At 71.4% G+C, this 16,662-nt stretch carries 8 protein-coding genes; 3 read left to right on the forward strand and 5 right to left on the reverse strand.

The window, feature by feature from the left end; translation table 11 throughout:
• Positions 1 to 76 precede the first annotated feature (76 nt).
• Genes I7S92_RS02095 through I7S92_RS02110 form a run of 4 tightly spaced genes read right to left on the reverse strand, consistent with a single transcriptional unit; the run spans position 77 to position 12,528 of the window.
• A complete protein-coding gene (locus tag I7S92_RS02095) occupies positions 77 to 1,003 on the reverse strand; it encodes a hypothetical protein (protein ID WP_197641822.1) in 927 nt (308 codons plus the stop codon).
• Complete coding sequence (locus I7S92_RS02100) at positions 1,000 to 1,647, reverse strand: 4'-phosphopantetheinyl transferase family protein (RefSeq protein WP_197641823.1); 648 nt, start codon at positions 1,645 to 1,647, stop codon at positions 1,000 to 1,002. The genes I7S92_RS02095 and I7S92_RS02100 overlap by 4 nt, the downstream gene beginning before the upstream one ends.
• Complete coding sequence (locus I7S92_RS02105) at positions 1,644 to 6,167, reverse strand: MupA/Atu3671 family FMN-dependent luciferase-like monooxygenase (protein ID WP_197641824.1); 4,524 nt, start codon at positions 6,165 to 6,167, stop codon at positions 1,644 to 1,646. Before I7S92_RS02105 ends, I7S92_RS02100 begins: the two co-directional genes overlap by 4 nt.
• Positions 6,168 to 6,180: 13 nt before the next feature.
• Positions 6,181 to 12,528, reverse strand: a complete 6,348-nt coding sequence (locus I7S92_RS02110) for a type I polyketide synthase (RefSeq protein ID WP_197641825.1) — start codon at positions 12,526 to 12,528, stop codon at positions 6,181 to 6,183.
• 363 nt (positions 12,529 to 12,891) lie between these two features.
• Between I7S92_RS02110 and I7S92_RS02115 the strand changes: the two genes are divergently transcribed.
• From I7S92_RS02115 to I7S92_RS02125, 3 genes are all read left to right on the forward strand, one after another.
• A complete protein-coding gene (locus I7S92_RS02115) occupies positions 12,892 to 13,485 on the forward strand; it encodes a polysaccharide biosynthesis/export family protein (RefSeq protein WP_197641826.1) in 594 nt (197 codons plus the stop codon).
• Between the two features lie 59 nt (positions 13,486 to 13,544).
• Complete coding sequence (locus I7S92_RS02120) at positions 13,545 to 14,720, forward strand: hypothetical protein (RefSeq protein WP_197641827.1); 1,176 nt, start codon at positions 13,545 to 13,547, stop codon at positions 14,718 to 14,720.
• Between the two features lie 135 nt (positions 14,721 to 14,855).
• Positions 14,856 to 15,185 (forward strand): PRC-barrel domain-containing protein, encoded by a 330-nt coding sequence (locus I7S92_RS02125; protein ID WP_197642022.1) that lies wholly within the window; start codon positions 14,856 to 14,858, stop codon positions 15,183 to 15,185.
• A 30-nt stretch (positions 15,186 to 15,215) separates the two neighbouring features.
• Here I7S92_RS02125 and rimO read toward each other — a convergent pair whose 3' ends face one another.
• Positions 15,216 to 16,595: a 30S ribosomal protein S12 methylthiotransferase RimO gene (gene rimO, locus I7S92_RS02130; protein WP_197641828.1), complete on the reverse strand. Its 1,380-nt coding sequence runs from the start codon at positions 16,593 to 16,595 to the stop codon at positions 15,216 to 15,218.
• Positions 16,596 to 16,662: the final 67 nt, after the last annotated feature.

The raw sequence follows: 16,662 nt of genomic DNA on the forward strand, positions 1-16,662 counted from the left end.
GGACGGGCGGGATCTCCGGTGCCGCAGACCGGAGGTCCGGGCGCGAAGACCGTCACCGCAATCGGCACCTCGGCCCTCACGGCGCCACCCCCGTCAGCGGGGTGGAGCGCGCCACGGTCCAGGCCACCTCCTGCATCAGGCGGGCGAGCTCCGGATCGGGCGCGGCGGCGGGGCTGCCGTCGGCCCGCAGCAGCACATGCGGCAGGCCGACCGGGCTTTTGTGATAGAGGACCGCGTAATGCACCAGGGCGACGAACTGATTGCCGAGGTCGTTCAGGTGGATCTGGTCCGAGAAGAGGCCGTTGCGGTCCCGCAGGCCGCCCACGCCGCCCCGCGCCTCTACCTCGCGCATCAGCGCGGCCAGACCCTGCCCCACCGGGATCAGATGGATGCGCGCGCCCTTCGGCAGTCGCCCCAGCGCCGGGCGCAGGACACCATCCAGCCAGAAGCGGGAGAGGTCGGCGTCGATCCGGGCCAGCCAGCCTTCGGGATCGTCCAGCTCGTGCCAGGTCTCGTAGAGGTAGATCCGCGCACCCGGCCGCGCCGCCCAGGCGGCTTCGGCAAAGGCCGCCAGAAAGCGCGGGCTGTCGTGATAGCGGATCGCATCGCGGATCTCGACCGACTCGGTCAGCACGATCGCATCGTAATCGCCACTTGCCACCGCCGCGCGCGCGTCGCGGTAGCGGGGATGGTCATTCTCGACCTCGAAGCCGTTGACCGGGATCTCGCCCCAATGCGAGCGAAGCTGCGCACCCCAGCCGAGCTGGCTGTCGTAGCGGTGGCCCTCGCCGGCCAGTTGCGCCAGCATCGCAGGCATGTCGCGGTTCACCAGGCTGTGGCCGATGTGGAAGACGGCCAGAGGGGCCTGGGGCGGGGCGAGCGGTTCGCCGTAAAGCGCGGCCATCGCGGCGGCATCGGGGCCGGCGGGCGCGCTGCGCCACCAGAAGGCCGCCGCCCCGGCGAATGCCGCCAGCGCCAGTGCGATGACTCCCGCCTTCCTCATGTCGCCACTCCGGCCAGGACCAGCCCGCCCGCCCGCAGGATCCGGCCGCGCAGCCGGTGTCCTTCCGGCAGCGGCCCGACCCCCTGCCGCAGCCGGGCGACAAAGCCGTCCTCCTCCAGCGTGACCCGGACCGCATCGAAGCCGATCAGCCGGCCGGTCAGCGGATATTGCGCCTTGTAGACCGCCTCCTTCGCCGCAAAGACCAGCCGCACCGCGCGGCCCCGGTCGCCTTGGGGCAGCGCCGCCAGTTCCTGCGGATCGCAGATCAGCGGCCAGAGGTCGGGCTCCAGGCCCGCATCCGCCTCGACGTCCAGACCAAGCGAGGCACCCCGGCGCACCGCCGCGACCGCGACGCCTGCGGCATGGGCGATGGACCCGGCCATCCCCTCGGGCCAGCAGGGCGCGCGGTCCGGGCCGGCGGGGATCGCCGCCGCCGGATGCCCCAGCGCCGCCAGCGCCCGCCGCGCCGCCAGGCGGCCCGCCGTGAATTCGGCGACCCGCGCGGGCACCGCCCCCGCCACCGCCGCCGCCTCGCCCGGCAACAGCTCTCCGGCCCCGATCCCGACCAGCGCGACCGCAACGCCCGGCGGAAACAGCCGCGCCAGCGCAGCCTCGGCCGCCGCCTGCCGGAGCACGGCTGTCACTGCGCCTGCGCCCGCTCGCGCACCGCGCGCATGGCGCGGCGGCGGGCCATGGCATCGCCACGGTCGGGACCCTCGGCCGGGGGGGGCGCCGCAGCACGCGCGGCTGTCACGCCGCCGCCCAGATGCGCGGCCAGGGCCGAGAGGACCGGGAAGCGGAAGATGTCGGTGATCGCCAGCGTCTCGGCCTTCAACTTCGCGCGCAGCTCGCGGTGGGCCTGCACGGCCAGCAGCGAATGGCCGCCAAGGCTGAAGAAATTGTCCGACCGGCCGACGCTGGGGACGCCCAGAACCCGGCTCCAGACCGCCGCGATCTCGGCCTCCAGATCATCCGCCGGGGGGGTCTCGGCCGCCGCCGCCGCCACCCGCGCCGAGGGCGCAGGCAGCGCCTTGCGGTCGATCTTGCCGTTCGGCGTCAGCGGAAAGGCATCCAGCGCCACGACATGCGCGGGCACCATCACCTCGGGCAGATGCGCCGCCAGACGGGCGCGCAGCGCCGCCTCGTCCACCGGGCCGTCGTGGGTGACATAGGCCACCAGCCGCACGTCGCCTGGCTGATCCTCACGCGGCAAGGCCACCGCCTGCCGGATGCCCGGCGCGGCCTCCAGCGCCGCCTCGATCTCGCTCAGCTCGATCCGGTGGCCGCGGATCTTGACCTGATGGTCGGCCCGGCCCAGAAAGTCGAGCCGCCCGTCCGGCCGCCGCCGCACCAGATCGCCGGTGCGATACATCCGGCCCCGCCCTGCGAAAGGATCGGGAAGGAAGCGTTCGGCGGTCAGGTCCTCGCGGCCGAAATAGCCCGCCGCGACCCCCTCGCCGCCGATCCAGAGTTCCCCCTCCGTCCCGTCCGGCAAGGGCCGGGCTTCGGCGTCCAGCACGTAAAGCGCGGTATTGGCGATCGGCTGGCCGACGTTCACCGTGCCCTCCTCGCCCGTCGTCGCCTCGACCGAGGACCAGATCGTCGTCTCGGTCGGGCCGTACATGTTCAGGACCGGCCCGCCGATCACCCCGGCCAGATCCGCCGCCAGACGCCCCGGCAGGGCCTCGCCGCCGACCAGCATCCGCCGCAGCCCCGACAGCGCGATGCGCGCGCCCTCGTCCTCGGCCAGCACCCGTGCCAGAGAGGGGGTGCATTGCAGATGCGTGACGCCATGCGCGCGGATCAGCCCGGCAAGCGAACCGTCTTCCGCCTGCCCGTTCGCCCGCGCCCGCACCTCGGCCAGATGCGTGAGGCCGGACATCACCTGCGCATAGGGGATGCCATAGTCGATCAGGCAGGCGATCTCGTCGATGCCCAGCGCCTCGACTTCGGCCACCCGGGCCAGCGCGTCGCCGACCGTGCCGAACAGACCCGAGTCCTCGAAATAACGCTGGAAGGCGAAGTCCAGGATCGCCTCCAGCTCCTCCGGCTCCAGCGCGCCCAGGTCGATCTGCGCCGGGTTCGCCACGCCCTGCGGTTTCTTGAAGGCGGGGAAGGCCCAGGCATATTGCCGGATCAGCGCCGCAGCCGAACGCAGGTAATCCTTCATCGGCTCGCGCGCCACCTCGCGCGCCGTCTCGCGGTCGGCGGCAAGGAAAGTATGCAGCATCAGCGTGACCTTGAAGGCCGAGGGGTCGTGGCCCGCCTCGGCCAGGGCCGCGCGGTAGATCGCCACCTTCTCGCCGACCTCGGCCAGCGACTGGCCCAGAAGATGCGTCAGCACATGCGCCCCAAGCCGGCCCGCGTCGCGCCAGGTCTCGGGGTTGCCGGCGGTCGTGATCCAGATCGGCAGCTCTTTCGAGACCGGCCGGGGCTGCGTCACCACGGCAAAGGGGGTGCCGTCGGCCTTGGGGAACTCCACCGCCTCGCCGCGCCACAGCCGGCGCAGCACCATGATCGCGTCCAGCATCGCCTGCCGGTTGGCGGGCGGCGCGTTTTCCGGGCGCAGGACGAAATCGTCCGGTTGCCAGCCCGAGGCGATGGCAAGCCCCGCCTTCCCGTGCGTCAGGTTGTCGATCACCGCCCATTCCTCGGCGATCCGCGCCGGATGGTGCAGCGGCGCGACGCAGGACCCGGCGCGGACGGCGGTGTTCCGCGTCACCGCCGCCACCGCCGCGCCGGTGACCGAGGGGTTGGGATAGGGGCCGCCGAAGGCGTGGAAGTGGCGCTCGGGCGTCCATACCGCCGCGAAGCCGTTGGCATCGGCGAATTTCGCGCCTTCCAGCAAGAGGTCATATTTGCTTGGCCCGGCGCTGTCGTCGTTGCCCCAGTAGAACAGGCTGAACTCCATCCTCCGGCCGGAACGGACCGCCCCGCCGCCCGAGGGGCTGAGCCGTGCCGCATCATCGGCTACCACCACCGAGAAGCCGCGCGCGAGGGTCCAGAACAGCTCCAGCACCGAAATGTCGAAGGACATCGAGGTGACGGCGAGCCAGGTGCCGGGGTCGGTGCCTATCACCTCGTCCATGCCGGCGAAGAAGTTCAGCACGTTGCGGTGGGTGACCATCACCCCCTTCGGCCGCCCGGTGGAACCCGAGGTATAGATCAGATAGGCCAGATCCTCCGGCCCCGGCCCGTCTTCCGGCGGCGTCTCGGGCGCGTTCGCCAGCCGCGTGTCGGCGTCCAGCACGAGCCGCTCCGGCCCCGCAGGCAGAAGGTCGGCCACCGCCGCCTCGGTCACGATCACCGGACAGCCGGAATCCTCGGCGTAAAGCGCCAGCCTGTCGGATGGATAGGCGGGGTCCATCGGCACATAGGCACCCCCGGCCATCTGGATCCCCAGGGCCCCGGCCACCATCTCCGCCCCCCGGCGGCAGGCAAGGCCGACCGGCGTGCCGCGCCCCACGCCCATCCCGCGCAGGACATGGGCGATGCGGGCGGCGCGTTCGGCCAGGGCGGCATAGGTCAGGCGCTGGTTCCCGGCGATCACCGCGGGGTGGTCGGGACGGGCCGCCGCCATGGCCAGGACCGCGGCCGGGATCGTGCCCGCGCGGTCATAGTCCCGCGCCGTGGCCGCCAGCGCGCCCTGCAGCCGCGCCTCCTCCTCGGGCGTCAGGGCGGTCAGCCGGTCGAGGTCGGCCCCCGCCGCCATCGCCTGCACTAGGCGCGCGATGCGCCCGGCCAGCGCCTCCGCCGCCCCGGCCGGAAGCCGCGCCGCATCGTACCAGAGCGCGCCACCGCCCAGCGCCAGCGTCACCGCCGATCCTTCGACCGGCGCGTCGCCCTCCGACAGCGCCAGCGGCGGCGGGGTCAGCGCCGCAAGGCCGGGCTCGCGCAGTGCCAGGTCGGCGGCAAGGCCCCCCGCCGCCCGCGCGAGGGCAAGGTCCGCCTCGACCGCCGCCAGCGCCGCGTCGAGCGGTCCGGAGGCCGCCAGCCGCAGCGGAACCCAGGGCAGGACATAGCCCGGCGCGGGGGAGGGACCGGCGGAAAAGGCGATGTCGCCCGCCACCCGCCCCACCGCCCGCAGCGCCGCCAGCGCCACCCGCGCCGCTTCCGCCCCGCCGGGGGCGACCGGCAGCGACCGCCAGTCGGCGGAAGCCTCGCCCGGCCCGCCCAGCGCCACCGGATCGGCCCCGAGCAGCAGGGGCCGGAACCGCGCCTCGGCCTCGGCCACCCGGCCCAGCGTCGCCGTCAGCTGTGCGGCCTCTTCGGCAGAGGGCGTGTCCAGATGCGCCACGCCCAGCGATTTCGGGCAGACCGGGGCGCCATCCATCCCGGAAAGCCCGGCGAGACGCAGCGCGCCGGTGCCGCAGGCCACCACCAGCCCGGATTCATCCGCCGCCAGTACCGCCCCCGGCAGACCAAAGCCCGGCACCACCTCGGCCCGGCCCACCGCCAGCACCCGCCCCCCGGCCAGGATCTTCGGCACCGCCAGCGGATTGCGATAGCCGCCATGGTCCAGCCCATGCACCAGCCGCGCCACCGCCTCGGCCGGCCGGGTGAAATCCAGCCGCCCCGCCGCCGCCGGGCGATCCGCCCGCCGATAGAGATGACGCGGCCCCGCGCCCTGCGGCTGGCGCGGCCGGCCGCCGTTCTCCAGTGCGGCGATCACCTGCGGAAAGCTCTCCAGCGCCGCGGCAAAGCAGCGGGTGTTCAGGGTCAGGGCGGTCTCGTCCGGGGCAATCGCGATGCTGCGCGCGACCAGGACCTCGCCCTCGTCGATGTCCTGGGTCATCAGGTGCCAGGTGACGGCGTGCCCGGTCTCGCCGTTCAGGATTGCCCAGACCGGGGCATTCAGCCCCGCATAGCCCGGCAGCGGCCCGTCGTGGAAGTTGACCCCGCCCATCCGCGCCCGCGCCAGCACCGGCTGCGGCACCAGCGACAGGTTCGCGATCGACAGCACCCAGTCCACGGCCAGATCGGCCAGCCGCGCCGCCAGCCCCACCCCCGGCGCCACGACGCGCAGGCCGCGCGACGCCGCCCAGTCGGCCACCCTTTGCTCACGCGTGACGACGGCGGCAAGCGCATGTCCACGCGCGAGCCAGAGGTTGCCGCATTCCGCGGTCAGGCTTTCATTGCCGATCAGGATTGCCGAAAGCGTCATGGTCCAACTCCAGTCATTCAGCGGCTAGCTTGTGGCCGCCTTCAATCGGCCGTGTGGCCTCGGCCCGGGCCAGGGCCTCGCGCATCCGGTTGGCCAACACCCGGACATTCGGCTCCAGCACCATGGAATCGTGGTCGCCCGGCACCTCGACCACCTCGAGGCCGGGGGCAAAGCGGGTCCACTGGTTGTCGGCGAAGACATATTCCTTCGCAGTGCTGATCCAGTTCCCGCCGCTGACCTTCCAGCGCCGGTCGAGAGGCGGGCGATAGAGGACGACGCGGCCATCGGCCCAGGGCTCCAGCCGGTAGACGCCCACCGCGCGGCGGAAGGCGGCCTCGATCGCCGCATTGTGGAACGAGGGCACCGTCGGGTCGGGCTCGCCCGCCGCCAGCGCCTTCTGCGCGCGTTGCCATTCCCTGCGCCTACGCAGCCAGTCCAGCAGGAAGCGCGGCCCGTGCTGGCGCAGTTCGGCCAGCTTGATCGCGGCCCGGTCGGCCCGGCTGGGCACCGGCGGCACCGGCATCGGCGTGTCCAGGAGCGCGACCAGCGCCACCTCCTCGCCCGCCGCACGCAGCTGGCGGCCCATCTCCCAGGCGGTCAGTCCGCCGCCGGAGAAGCCGCCCAGCAGATAGGGTCCCGAGGGCTGGATCTGCCGGAGTTCGGCGATGCAGTCGGCCGCCGCCGCCTCCAGCGTCTCATGCGGGGCGGTGTCGCCGAACAGCCCGCGCGCCTGCAGCCCGTAGAACGGCCGCTCCTTGCCCAGAAGATGCGCCAGGTGCCGCAGGTTCAGCACATTGCCGAACATGCCCGCGACCAGGAAGAACGGCGTGCGCGATCCCGCCTCGCCGCCGTGCATGGCGACCAGATGGGTGAAGTCCGGCCCGGCGGGGTCGGCCTTTGCCGCCGGATCCGCCGGCTTGTCCGCCTCGGGGCCGATGCGTTCCGAGATCAGCGCCGCGACGCGGGCAATGGTCGGCGCCTCGAACAGGACCGAGATCGGGAAGTCCAGCTGCCACTCCTTGCGGATCCTGGCAAACAGCCGCACCGCGATCAGCGAATGGCCCCCCAGCGCGAAGAAGTCGTCCTCGACCCCCACCTCCTCGACGCCCAGCAGCCCCGACCAGAATCCGGCCAGGGTGCGCTCGACCTCGGTCCGGGGAGCGACATAGGCGGTTTCCAGCGTCGGCCGGGCAAAGCCAGGCCCCTCGTCGCCGGGACCCTGGTCCCCGGCCTCGGCCTGGCGCACCAGCGCCGGCAGGTCCAGCGACGAGACCAGCACCTGCGGCGCATCCAGCGCCAGGGCGCGCAGGAAGGCCTTGGCCCCCTCGGCCGGGCGGATGCCGTCCTCCAGCGCCTGCTTCAGCCGGGCCTCGGCGGGCGAGAGCGCGCGCGCCTCCTCCTCATCCGCGACCACCTCGCCGGGGGTGGCGGGGGCGGGCCGGGCCAGAACCTCGGCCGCCGCGACCGCGCGGAAGCTGATCCCGCGGACCTCGACCAGCACCCGGCCGGCCGGGTCGGTCAGCGTCACGTCGAAGGCGGCGCTCCCCGCGCCGGGCGCGCCCTGCAGCCGCACCCAGCTGCGGATCTCGGCGGGCAAGGGCGCGAAGACCTGTACCGTGCCCGAGGTCACCGGGACCCAGATCTCGCCCTTCGCCACCTCGGGCAGCAGCGCCAGCCCCCAGCCGGTGCCGATGTCGTAAAGTGCGGGATGCAGCGCCGTGGTCGCGGTGTCGCCCGTCGCATGGGCGGCAAGCGCCAGCGTCGCCAGCCCCTCGCCCCGCCCCAGCGCCGTCTGCCGCAGCACCTGCCAGCGCGGCCCGAAGGCCAGCCGGTCCTCCTGCGCGCTTGGCAGGGCGCCGCCGTCCCGCGCCTGCCGCCGGTCGGGGCAGCGCGCGGCGATGGCGGCCAGATCCAGCCTCTCCGGCGAGACCGCCGCCAACGGCGCAAGCTCGGCCTCGACCGCCAGCGCCCAGCCGGCGGTCTCGCGCGTCCGGGCCTCCAGCCGCCAGGAGCCCCTGGCGCGCGTCAGCGTCACGCGCAGGTCGCGCGGGGCGTCGCCCTCCAGCCGGATCGGGCGGAACACGGTCAGCCCCGACAGGGTGAAGGCCGGGCCCTGCCCCAACGCGGACAGCGCCTCGGCCGCGATCTCGGGCCAGGCGGCGCCCGGCAGGATCGCGGTGCCGTCCTTCAGCCGGTGGTCGTCCATCACCCATTGCGCATTGGACAGCGTGGTGGAGAACCGGCTCCCCTCGTCCTCGCGCGCCATGCGTTGCAGGATGGGCAGACCGGGCAAAGGCGCCTCGCTGGCCCGGCCCTCGCTGCGCCGGGCGGCGGCGTCGGCGGCCATGCCGATCCCCGACCAGATCCCCCAGTCGATCGCCGTCACCTTCGTCCGCCCGCCCGAGCGCGACCTGGCATAGGCGTTCAGATATTCGTTCGCCGCCACGTAATCGGCCTGCCCCGCCGGGGCGATCACGGTGGAGGTCGAGGAGAACAGCACCAGCCGCGCGATGCTGCCATCGGGCACGAGGCTGTCCAGCAGCCTCGTGCCATGCACCTTCGGCGACAGCACCGCCTCGGCCGCGCCGGGATCCTTGCCCAGAAGCGGCGCATCGTCGACCGTGCCCGCAGCATGGACGACCCCGTGGATCGGCCCCAGTTCGGCCCACACCCGGTCCAGCGCCGCACGCATCTCCTCGGGGTTGCAGACATCGGCCGCCAGCGGCAGGACCGTCCCCAGCCGCGACAGACGCTCCAGCACCCCCGCGCGCTGGCTTTCCGGGCCCGGCAGGCTGCGCCCGATCAGCGCGACCTTCGCCCCATGCTCGCGCATCAGCCGTTCGGCCAGCGTGATCCCGATCCCGCCGAACCCGCCGACCAGCACCCAGACCGAGCCTTCGGGCACCTCGGCCCGCCCGGCCAGCGGCGCGGGGGCGAGACGCTGCTCGTAGCGCCGCGCGCCGCGCAGCGCCGCGACCGCGTTCGCCGGGGTGGCAAGCATCTCCTCCAGCACCAGTCCCAGCGTCTCGGACGGGAGGGGGCGGCGGCCCTCGGGCAGCGTCAGATCGACCAGCGCGGCGGTCAGCCCCGGCAGCTCGCGCGGCATCACCCGCACCGGGCCCGCGACCGCGGCCTTTTCCGGCCAGGACAGCGCCTCGTCGCGGACCTGCGCCGCGCCCGAGGTGAAGACCGTCAGATGCGGCAGGGGGGAAAGCCCGATCTCGCCCATCGCCTGGCCAAGGAAGAACAGGCTCCAGAAGCCCTGTTCCAGGTTGCGGTGAAAGAAACTCGACCCCGGCCGGAAGCTCTCGGACTCGGTGACCAGCCAGAAATGCGCGATCCGCTGCGGGGCAAGGCCGCGCTGCACCAGATCGGCAAGCAATGCGTCATAGCCCTCGCGGCCGTGTTCGGGGGCGAGGGTATAGGTGTCCTCGCCGGTCCGGGCAAAGGCATCGCCGGCATGGGCGGTGATCACCCGATGCCCGCCCCTGCGCAGACGCTGCACCGCCGCCCGCGCCAGCCCCGCCTCGTCGGAAAAGACCAGCCAGGTGAGCGGCGGGCCAAGCTCGGCCTCGACATCGACCGGACAATCGGCCGGCACCGGGCGCCAGGCCAGGCGATAGCCGAAGGCCTCGACGCTGCCGTGCCGTTCCGCCACGGTCTCGGCCTCGGGCAGTTGGGCGGGCTTGCCCGGCTCGACGAAATAGCGCGCGCGCTGGAAGGGATAGGTCGGCAGCGGCACGCGCCGGCGCCGCGCCTCTCCCCACAGCTGCGACCAGTCCGGCGCGGCCCCCGCCGCCCAGAGACGGCCCAGGGTGGCGATGAAATGGCGGTCGTCCGAGACCCTGTCGTCGGGATGGCGCAGGCTGGCTGGGACCGGCTGGCCGCCCATCACCCCGTTGGCCTGCGCCAGCGTGGCAAGCGCCCGGCCGGGGCCGACCTCCAGATAGACCCGGTCCGCCTTTTCGCGCAGGGTCCGGATCCCGTCGGCAAAGCGCACCGTCCCGCGCAGATGCGCGACCCAGTAGTCGGGACTCGTCGCCTCGGCATCGGTCAGGACCTTGCCCGAGCGGTTCGAGATGATGGGGATGCGGGGCGAGGAAAGCACCATGCCCCGCAGATGCGCCCGGAACCGCTCCAGGATCGGCTCCAGCATCTTCGAATGCGCGGCGATGTCGATGGCGATGCGCGTGGTCTCGATCTCGGCCGCCTTCAGCCGCGCCGCCAGATCCTCCAGCGCCGCATCCGGGCCGGAAACCACCGTCAGCTCCGGCGCGTTGATCGAGGCGATGTCCAGATCGCCCAGCCAGGGCATGAGGTCCGCCTCGGACAGCGGCACCGACAGCATGCCCCCCGCAGGCACCGTGTCGAAAAGCCGGCCGCGCAGGTGCACGAGGCCGATCACCCCCTCCAGCGTCATCACGCCGGCGATATGGGCGGCGGCATTCTCGCCCATCGAATGGCCGATCAGCACCGAGGGCCGCACCCCCCAGCTTTCCCACAGCCGCGCCAGCGCGATCTCGACGATCAGGATCAGCGGCAGCTGCAACGAGGGCCGGCGCAATGCCTCGGCCGCGGCGGCCTCCTCGCCCGGCCCGGGCAGCCAGAGCGCGCGGATGTCGCGGTCGGTCAACCCGGCCAGCACGGCGAGGCCGCGGTCCATCCATTCGGCGAAGACCGGCTCGGTCTCGTAGAGGTCGCGCGCCATGTTCGGGTATTGCGCGCCGCCGCCGGGGAACATGAAGACCACGTCCGGCGCCTCGCCCACCCGGCGCTGGCTGAAGACCCGGCGCGGATCGCCCGTTTCCAGCTGCGCCGCTGCCTCCTCATGGCTTGCGGCCACCAGCACCCGGCGATGCTCGAAGGCGCGGCGACCCTCCTTCAGGGTAAAGGCCACGTCGGCAAGGGGCTGCTCGGGATGGGCGCGCAGATGCGCCGCCAGCCGGGCCGAGGCCTCGTTCAGCGCGGCCGGAGAGCGGGCCGAAAGCGCGAGCAGCTGGAAGGGCCAGTCGCTCTCGCCGCTAGCGGCCGCTTCGGGTGCCTCCTCCAGCACCACATGCGCATTGGTGCCGCCCACTCCCAGCGAGTTCACCCCCGCGCGGCGCGGCCCCTTGCGGCGCGGCCAGTCCGCCAGACGGTCGTTGACCCGGAACGGGCTGGCCTCGAAGTCGATCGCGGGGTTCGGCACCTCGAAGTTCAGGCTGGGCGGCATCTGCCCGTGCTGCAGCGCCAGCGTGGTCTTGATCAGGCTGGCCACACCCGCGGCGGTATCCAGGTGGCCGATGTTGGTCTTGACGCTGCCGATCCGGGCGAAATCCCGGTCTTCCGTCGTGCGGCGGAAGGCCTGGGTCAGCGCCGCGACCTCGATCGGATCGCCCAGATAGGTGCCGGTGCCATGGCACTCGACATAGTCGATCGTGTCGGCAGGCACATCCGCCACCGCCAGAGCCTCGGCCACGCAGGCGGCCTGGCCCTCGACCGAGGGCGCCAGATAACCCGCCTTGGCCGCGCCGTCGTTGTTGACCGCGCTGCCCCGGATCACCGCCCGGATGTGGTCGCCATCCGCCAGCGCATCCGCAAGCCGCCGCAGCACCACCGTCCCCGCGCCCGAGCCGAAGACCGTGCCCTGCCCGCGCCGGTCGAAGGCATGGCAGGCCCCGTCCGGCGACAGGACCTCGCCCTCCTTGTAGAGATAGCCGCGCTTCTGCGGCAGCTCGATCGTCACGCCGCCCGCCAGCGCCATGTCGCATTCGCCGCCCAAGAGCGATTGCACCGCCGTATGGACCGCCACCAGCGAGGTGGAACAGGCGGTCTGGATCGACAGCGAGGGCCCCTTCAGGTCAAGGACATGGCTGACCCGGGTGGACAGGAAGTCCTTGTCATTGCCGGTATGGCGCAGAAGGAACATCCCCGTGCTCTCCACCAGGCCGGGGTTCGAGCAGAGGTTGAAGTAGAAATAGCTGCCCATCCCGCAGCCGGCAAAGACGCCGATCCGGCCCCGGAAAGCCTCGGGCGGGTGTCCGGCATCCTCCAGCGCCTCCCAGGCCACTTCCAGGAACTGCCGGTGCTGCGGATCCAGGATCGCGGCTTCCTTTGGCGAGAAACCGAAGAACTCGGCGTCGAAATGGTCGAATCCCTCCAGCGGAGCGGCGAAGGGGACATAGGACGGGTTCTTCAGCAGGGCCGGGCTTTCCCCGGCGGCGGTCAGTTCCTCCGGCGTCAGCCGGCGCACGGCAGACCGGCCCTCGCGCAGCATCTCCCAGTACTGCCCGATGTCCGCCGCCCCCGGCAGGTGCGCAGCCATTCCCACGATGGCGATCAGGTTCTCGCCAGCGCCACCCTCGTTTCCGACCCATTCCATACTCAAGACCGCCCGACGCAAACAGGGACTATTGAAAATTCTTGTCCTGCAAAGCCTTGCACCCTTCGCCCCCTTCCTTCCCCGCCATCGGGCGGCGCTTGCCGGGAGAATGTGACTGGCGCCAACCTCGCGCAGGTTCTGTAAGGCCTACCCTAAGTCCTGCGATGCCTCCGGGGCAAGCCGGGCAGGGCCGCCCATCGGGAATCCCCACCCCGGAAGGAAACAAAAAGGGCCAAAGGATCGCATTTGGCCCCGAGTTCCGAAAAATCTCCATTCACCCTTTGCGACGCTTGCACGAATCCGTATGGTTCCCACCATCCAATCGCGTGCCCGGCACGACTCACCGACGAAGGATTAGGCAAGATGAGATTTGTGCTGGCGCTGATTGCGGCCCTTCTGGTCATCCCGTTCTTGGCCGACCCCGGCCTGGCCCAGGATTATCGCCTGCGCCCCGGCGACACCGTCCAGGTCGAGGTGCTTGAGGACACCACCCTCAACCGCTCTGCCATGGTCCTGCCGGACGGCCAGATCTCGCTGCCGCTGACCGGCTCGGTCCGCGCCGCAGGGCGTACGCTGGCGCAGATCCAGGCCGATCTCGCCACCCGCCTTGCCCCGAACTTCGCCGAACCGCCCACCGTCTTCGTGACCCTCGCCAGCCTGGCCGAGCGGGTAACCGCCCCGGCGCGCACCATCGACATCTTCATCCTTGGTGCCGCGAACACGCCCGGCCGCGTCGAAGTCCCCCCGGGCACCACGGTCCTTCAGGCCATTGCCGCCGCCGGCGGGCTCTCGCCCTTCGCCGCGACCAAGCGGCTGCAACTGCGCCGCATCGACAAGTCCGGCAGCGAAAATATCTACCGGATCGACTTCGACGCCATCGAGCGCGGCGCCTCGAACACCACCCGCCTCGTCGATGGCGACGTGATCGTCGTCCCGCAACGCCGCCTGTTCGAGTAAGCGCCCCCATGCAACGAAGATTTCCGCTTGGCGGCGCAATCGGTCTTGGCGCCGCCCTGATGGCATCGACCGCCACCGCACAGGATGCGGAGGGCGGATTGCGGCTGGTCTTCGGGATCGAGGAACGCCTTGAATACGGCCGCAATCTTGCGCTTGCGGTCCCGGCCGAAGGCTCGACCTCAAGTGCCGCGACCACGCTCAGCTTCGGCCTCTACTCCTCCACGCCCCTCGACCGGCTGGAGTTCACCGCCTCGGCCGCGCTGCTGGTCGAGAATGCGCCGGACACCGACGGGACCGTGACCGAATTCGCCCGCCCCCGGCTGGGCTTCTCCTACACGCGCGAGGTTCCGAACGCGGTTTTCGGCATCGACCTCAGCTATATCCGCGATGACGTCGACAGCTTGGCAGAGGATCTGGATGATGCCGATGCCACCGGAACCGAGACCGACTATGGCGTCGCCCTGCGATTCGAGACCGGCCGCACCACCCCGGCCAGCTTCTTCGTCACGGCGGCCCATGAGATTACCGAATACGAGGACACCACAGATCCCGACCTGATCGACACGACGACGACCAGCCTGGAATCCGGCACCCGCCTGCGCTTCTCCGAGGTGCTGACCGGCACCGTCTCGCTGGAGTTTTCCCGCGAGGACGAGGACGGCGCGCCCGACACGACCGACACGCTGACCGCCGCTTTCGGGCTGGAGCACGCGCTGGCGAACGGCAGCGCCTCGCTGGATTTCTCGCACAGCGCCGAGGACGGCGGCGAGGACCGCACCACGATCACCCTCGGCCGCGCGCTGGAGCTGCCCGCCGGCACGCTCGCGGCGCGGCTCGGGCTCAGCCGGTCCGACCTGGGCGGCACCGATCTCGTCGGCGGGCTCGACTGGAGCCAGCGGCTTCCGGACGGCGGGGTGACGGTCAGCCTGGAACGGTCCGCCAGCTATGATTCGGACATTGGCGAGACGACAGTCGAGACCGCCCTTTCCGTCGAGTGGACGCATGAGATCAACGCGCTTTCCTCTCTCGCCGCCGACGCCTCCTGGGCGCTCAGCGATGCCGCCTCCGAGCGGATCGAGGAAACCGAGCTTGGCGTCACCTACCGCACCGCGCTGACCCGGGACTGGCAGCTTGCCGGCGGCCTGCGCTACAGCTGGCGCGATGATGCCGACGGGCATGCCGAATCGCCGATGGTCTTCGTTTCGCTCGGCCGCAGCTTCACCCTGCGCCCCTGACGGGCCGGGGAACCAATCGGCCGCCTCTCTGGTTGACGGTGAACCCGCAACGAAAGAGGCACCGAAATGCAAGACGCACCCTTCGCCGATCGCGCCACCGCCTCGGGCGGCGCACGCGACAGCATCCCTTCGTCCATGGTGTCCAGCGCCGATGTCAACGGCACCGAGGTCTACAGCCCCACCGGCGACCACCTGGGCCAGATCGACCACCTGATGATCGACAAGGTCTCGGGCCAGATCGCCTATGCGGTGATGAGCTTCGGCGGTTTCCTGGGTCTCGGCGCCGGCGAACACCCGGTGCCGTGGAAGAAGCTGACCTATGACACCAATCTCGGCGGTTTCGTCACCGACATCACGCAAGAGCAGCTGACCGGCGCGCCCCCCTGGACCAGGACCTGGTTCGACGACCCGGAGTACCACCGGCGCAGCTACGACTATTACGGCGTCCCGCCCTACTGGCTGTAACCTGCTGTCCCCGGCCCCTGGGGCCGGGGATTACAGCCGCCGCCCCCAGAGATCGTACTCCCCGGCCTCATCCACCTCGACCTTGACGATGTCGCCGGGCGCCAGTCCCTCGAAGCCCTCGTCGATGAAGAGATTACCGTCGATCTCGGGCGCGTCGGCCTTCGTGCGGCAGGTGGCGCCTTCCCCGTCCACTTCGTCGACGATCACCTCCAGCACTTTTCCAACCTTTTCGGCCAGTTTCGCCGCCGAAATCGCCTGGGCTTTTTCCATGAAGCGATCAAACCGCTCCTGCTTCACCTCTGGGGGCACATGGCCGGGCAGATCGTTCGACCGCGCGCCGGCGACATTCTCGTACTGGAAGCAGCCGACCCGATCCAGTTGCGCCTCGTCCAGCCAGTCGAGCAGCGTCTGGAACTCCGCCTCGGTCTCGCCGGGATAGCCCACGATGAAGGTCGAGCGCAGCGTCAGCTCCGGGCAGACCGCGCGCCAGGCGGCGATCTCGTCCAGCGTCCTCGCCGCCGCCGCAGGCCGTGCCATGCGTTTCAGCGTGTCGGGATGGGCGTGCTGGAAGGGAATGTCGAGATAGGGCAGCACCAGCCCCTCCGCCATCAGCGGGATCAGCTCGCGCACATGCGGATAGGGATAGACGTAGTGCAGCCGCACCCAGGCGCCGAGTTTCCCCAACTCGCGCGCCAGATCGGTGATATGCGCCCGAACCTCGCCGCCTTTCCAGGGCGAGAGGTCATGCTTGCGGTCCACCCCATAGGCCGAGGTGTCCTGGCTGATCACCAGCAGTTCCTTCACCCCGGCCCCGACCAGCTTCTCCGCCTCGCGCAGGATGGCATGGGCCGGGCGGCTGACCAGGCGGCCGCGCATGTCGGGGATGATGCAGAACTTGCACTTGTGGTTGCAACCCTCGGAGATCTTTAGATAAGAATAGTGCCGAGGGGTCAGGCTCACGCCCGTCGTGGGCAGAAGGTCGATGAACGGATCCGGCGAGGGCGGCACCGCGCCATGCACCGCGTCCAGCACCGCCTCGTATTGATGCGGGCCGGTCACCGCCAGCACCTTGGGATGCGCGCCGGTGATATATTCCGGCTCGGCCCCAAGGCAGCCGGTCACGATCACCCTGCCGTTTTCCTGCAAGGCCTCGCCGATCGCCTCCAGGCTTTCCGCCTTGGCCGAATCCAGAAACCCGCAGGTGTTCACGATCACCGCATCCGCGCCCTTGTAGTCCGGGCTGATCGCATAGCCCTCGGCCCTGAGGCGCGTCAGGATGCGCTCGCTGTCGACCAGCGCCTTGGGGCAGCCAAGGCTGACCATGCCGATGGTCGGCTGGCCGTCGCGGCGGGTGTCGGGGACGAGCGCGCGGGCAAGGTCGGGACGGAGGATCGGCGGGTTCTGGGACATGCGCCGCCTATACCCCGGGCGCATGCCCGAGAAAAGCCCGCCCTCTGGCATCCGGGTCCCGCCCCGG

It is taken from the genome of Tabrizicola soli, from assembly GCF_015999335.1.
Classification (GTDB): Bacteria; Pseudomonadota; Alphaproteobacteria; order Rhodobacterales; family Rhodobacteraceae; genus Tabrizicola; species Tabrizicola soli.

What these genes read in the sequence shown, in the direction of transcription:
- I7S92_RS02105 (WP_197641824.1), bottom strand. Translation starts at nt 6,167, where the DNA reads ATGACGCTTTCGGCAATCCTGATCGGCAATGAAAGCCTGACCGCGGAA.
- rimO (WP_197641828.1), bottom strand. Translation starts at nt 16,595, where the DNA reads ATGTCCCAGAACCCGCCGATCCTCCGTCCCGACCTTGCCCGCGCGCTC.
- I7S92_RS02095 (WP_197641822.1), bottom strand. Translation starts at nt 1,003, where the DNA reads ATGAGGAAGGCGGGAGTCATCGCACTGGCGCTGGCGGCATTCGCCGGG.
- I7S92_RS02115 (WP_197641826.1), top strand. Translation starts at nt 12,892, where the DNA reads ATGAGATTTGTGCTGGCGCTGATTGCGGCCCTTCTGGTCATCCCGTTC.
- I7S92_RS02110 (WP_197641825.1), bottom strand. Translation starts at nt 12,528, where the DNA reads ATGGAATGGGTCGGAAACGAGGGTGGCGCTGGCGAGAACCTGATCGCC.
- I7S92_RS02120 (WP_197641827.1), top strand. Translation starts at nt 13,545, where the DNA reads ATGGCATCGACCGCCACCGCACAGGATGCGGAGGGCGGATTGCGGCTG.
- I7S92_RS02125 (WP_197642022.1), top strand. Translation starts at nt 14,856, where the DNA reads ATGGTGTCCAGCGCCGATGTCAACGGCACCGAGGTCTACAGCCCCACC.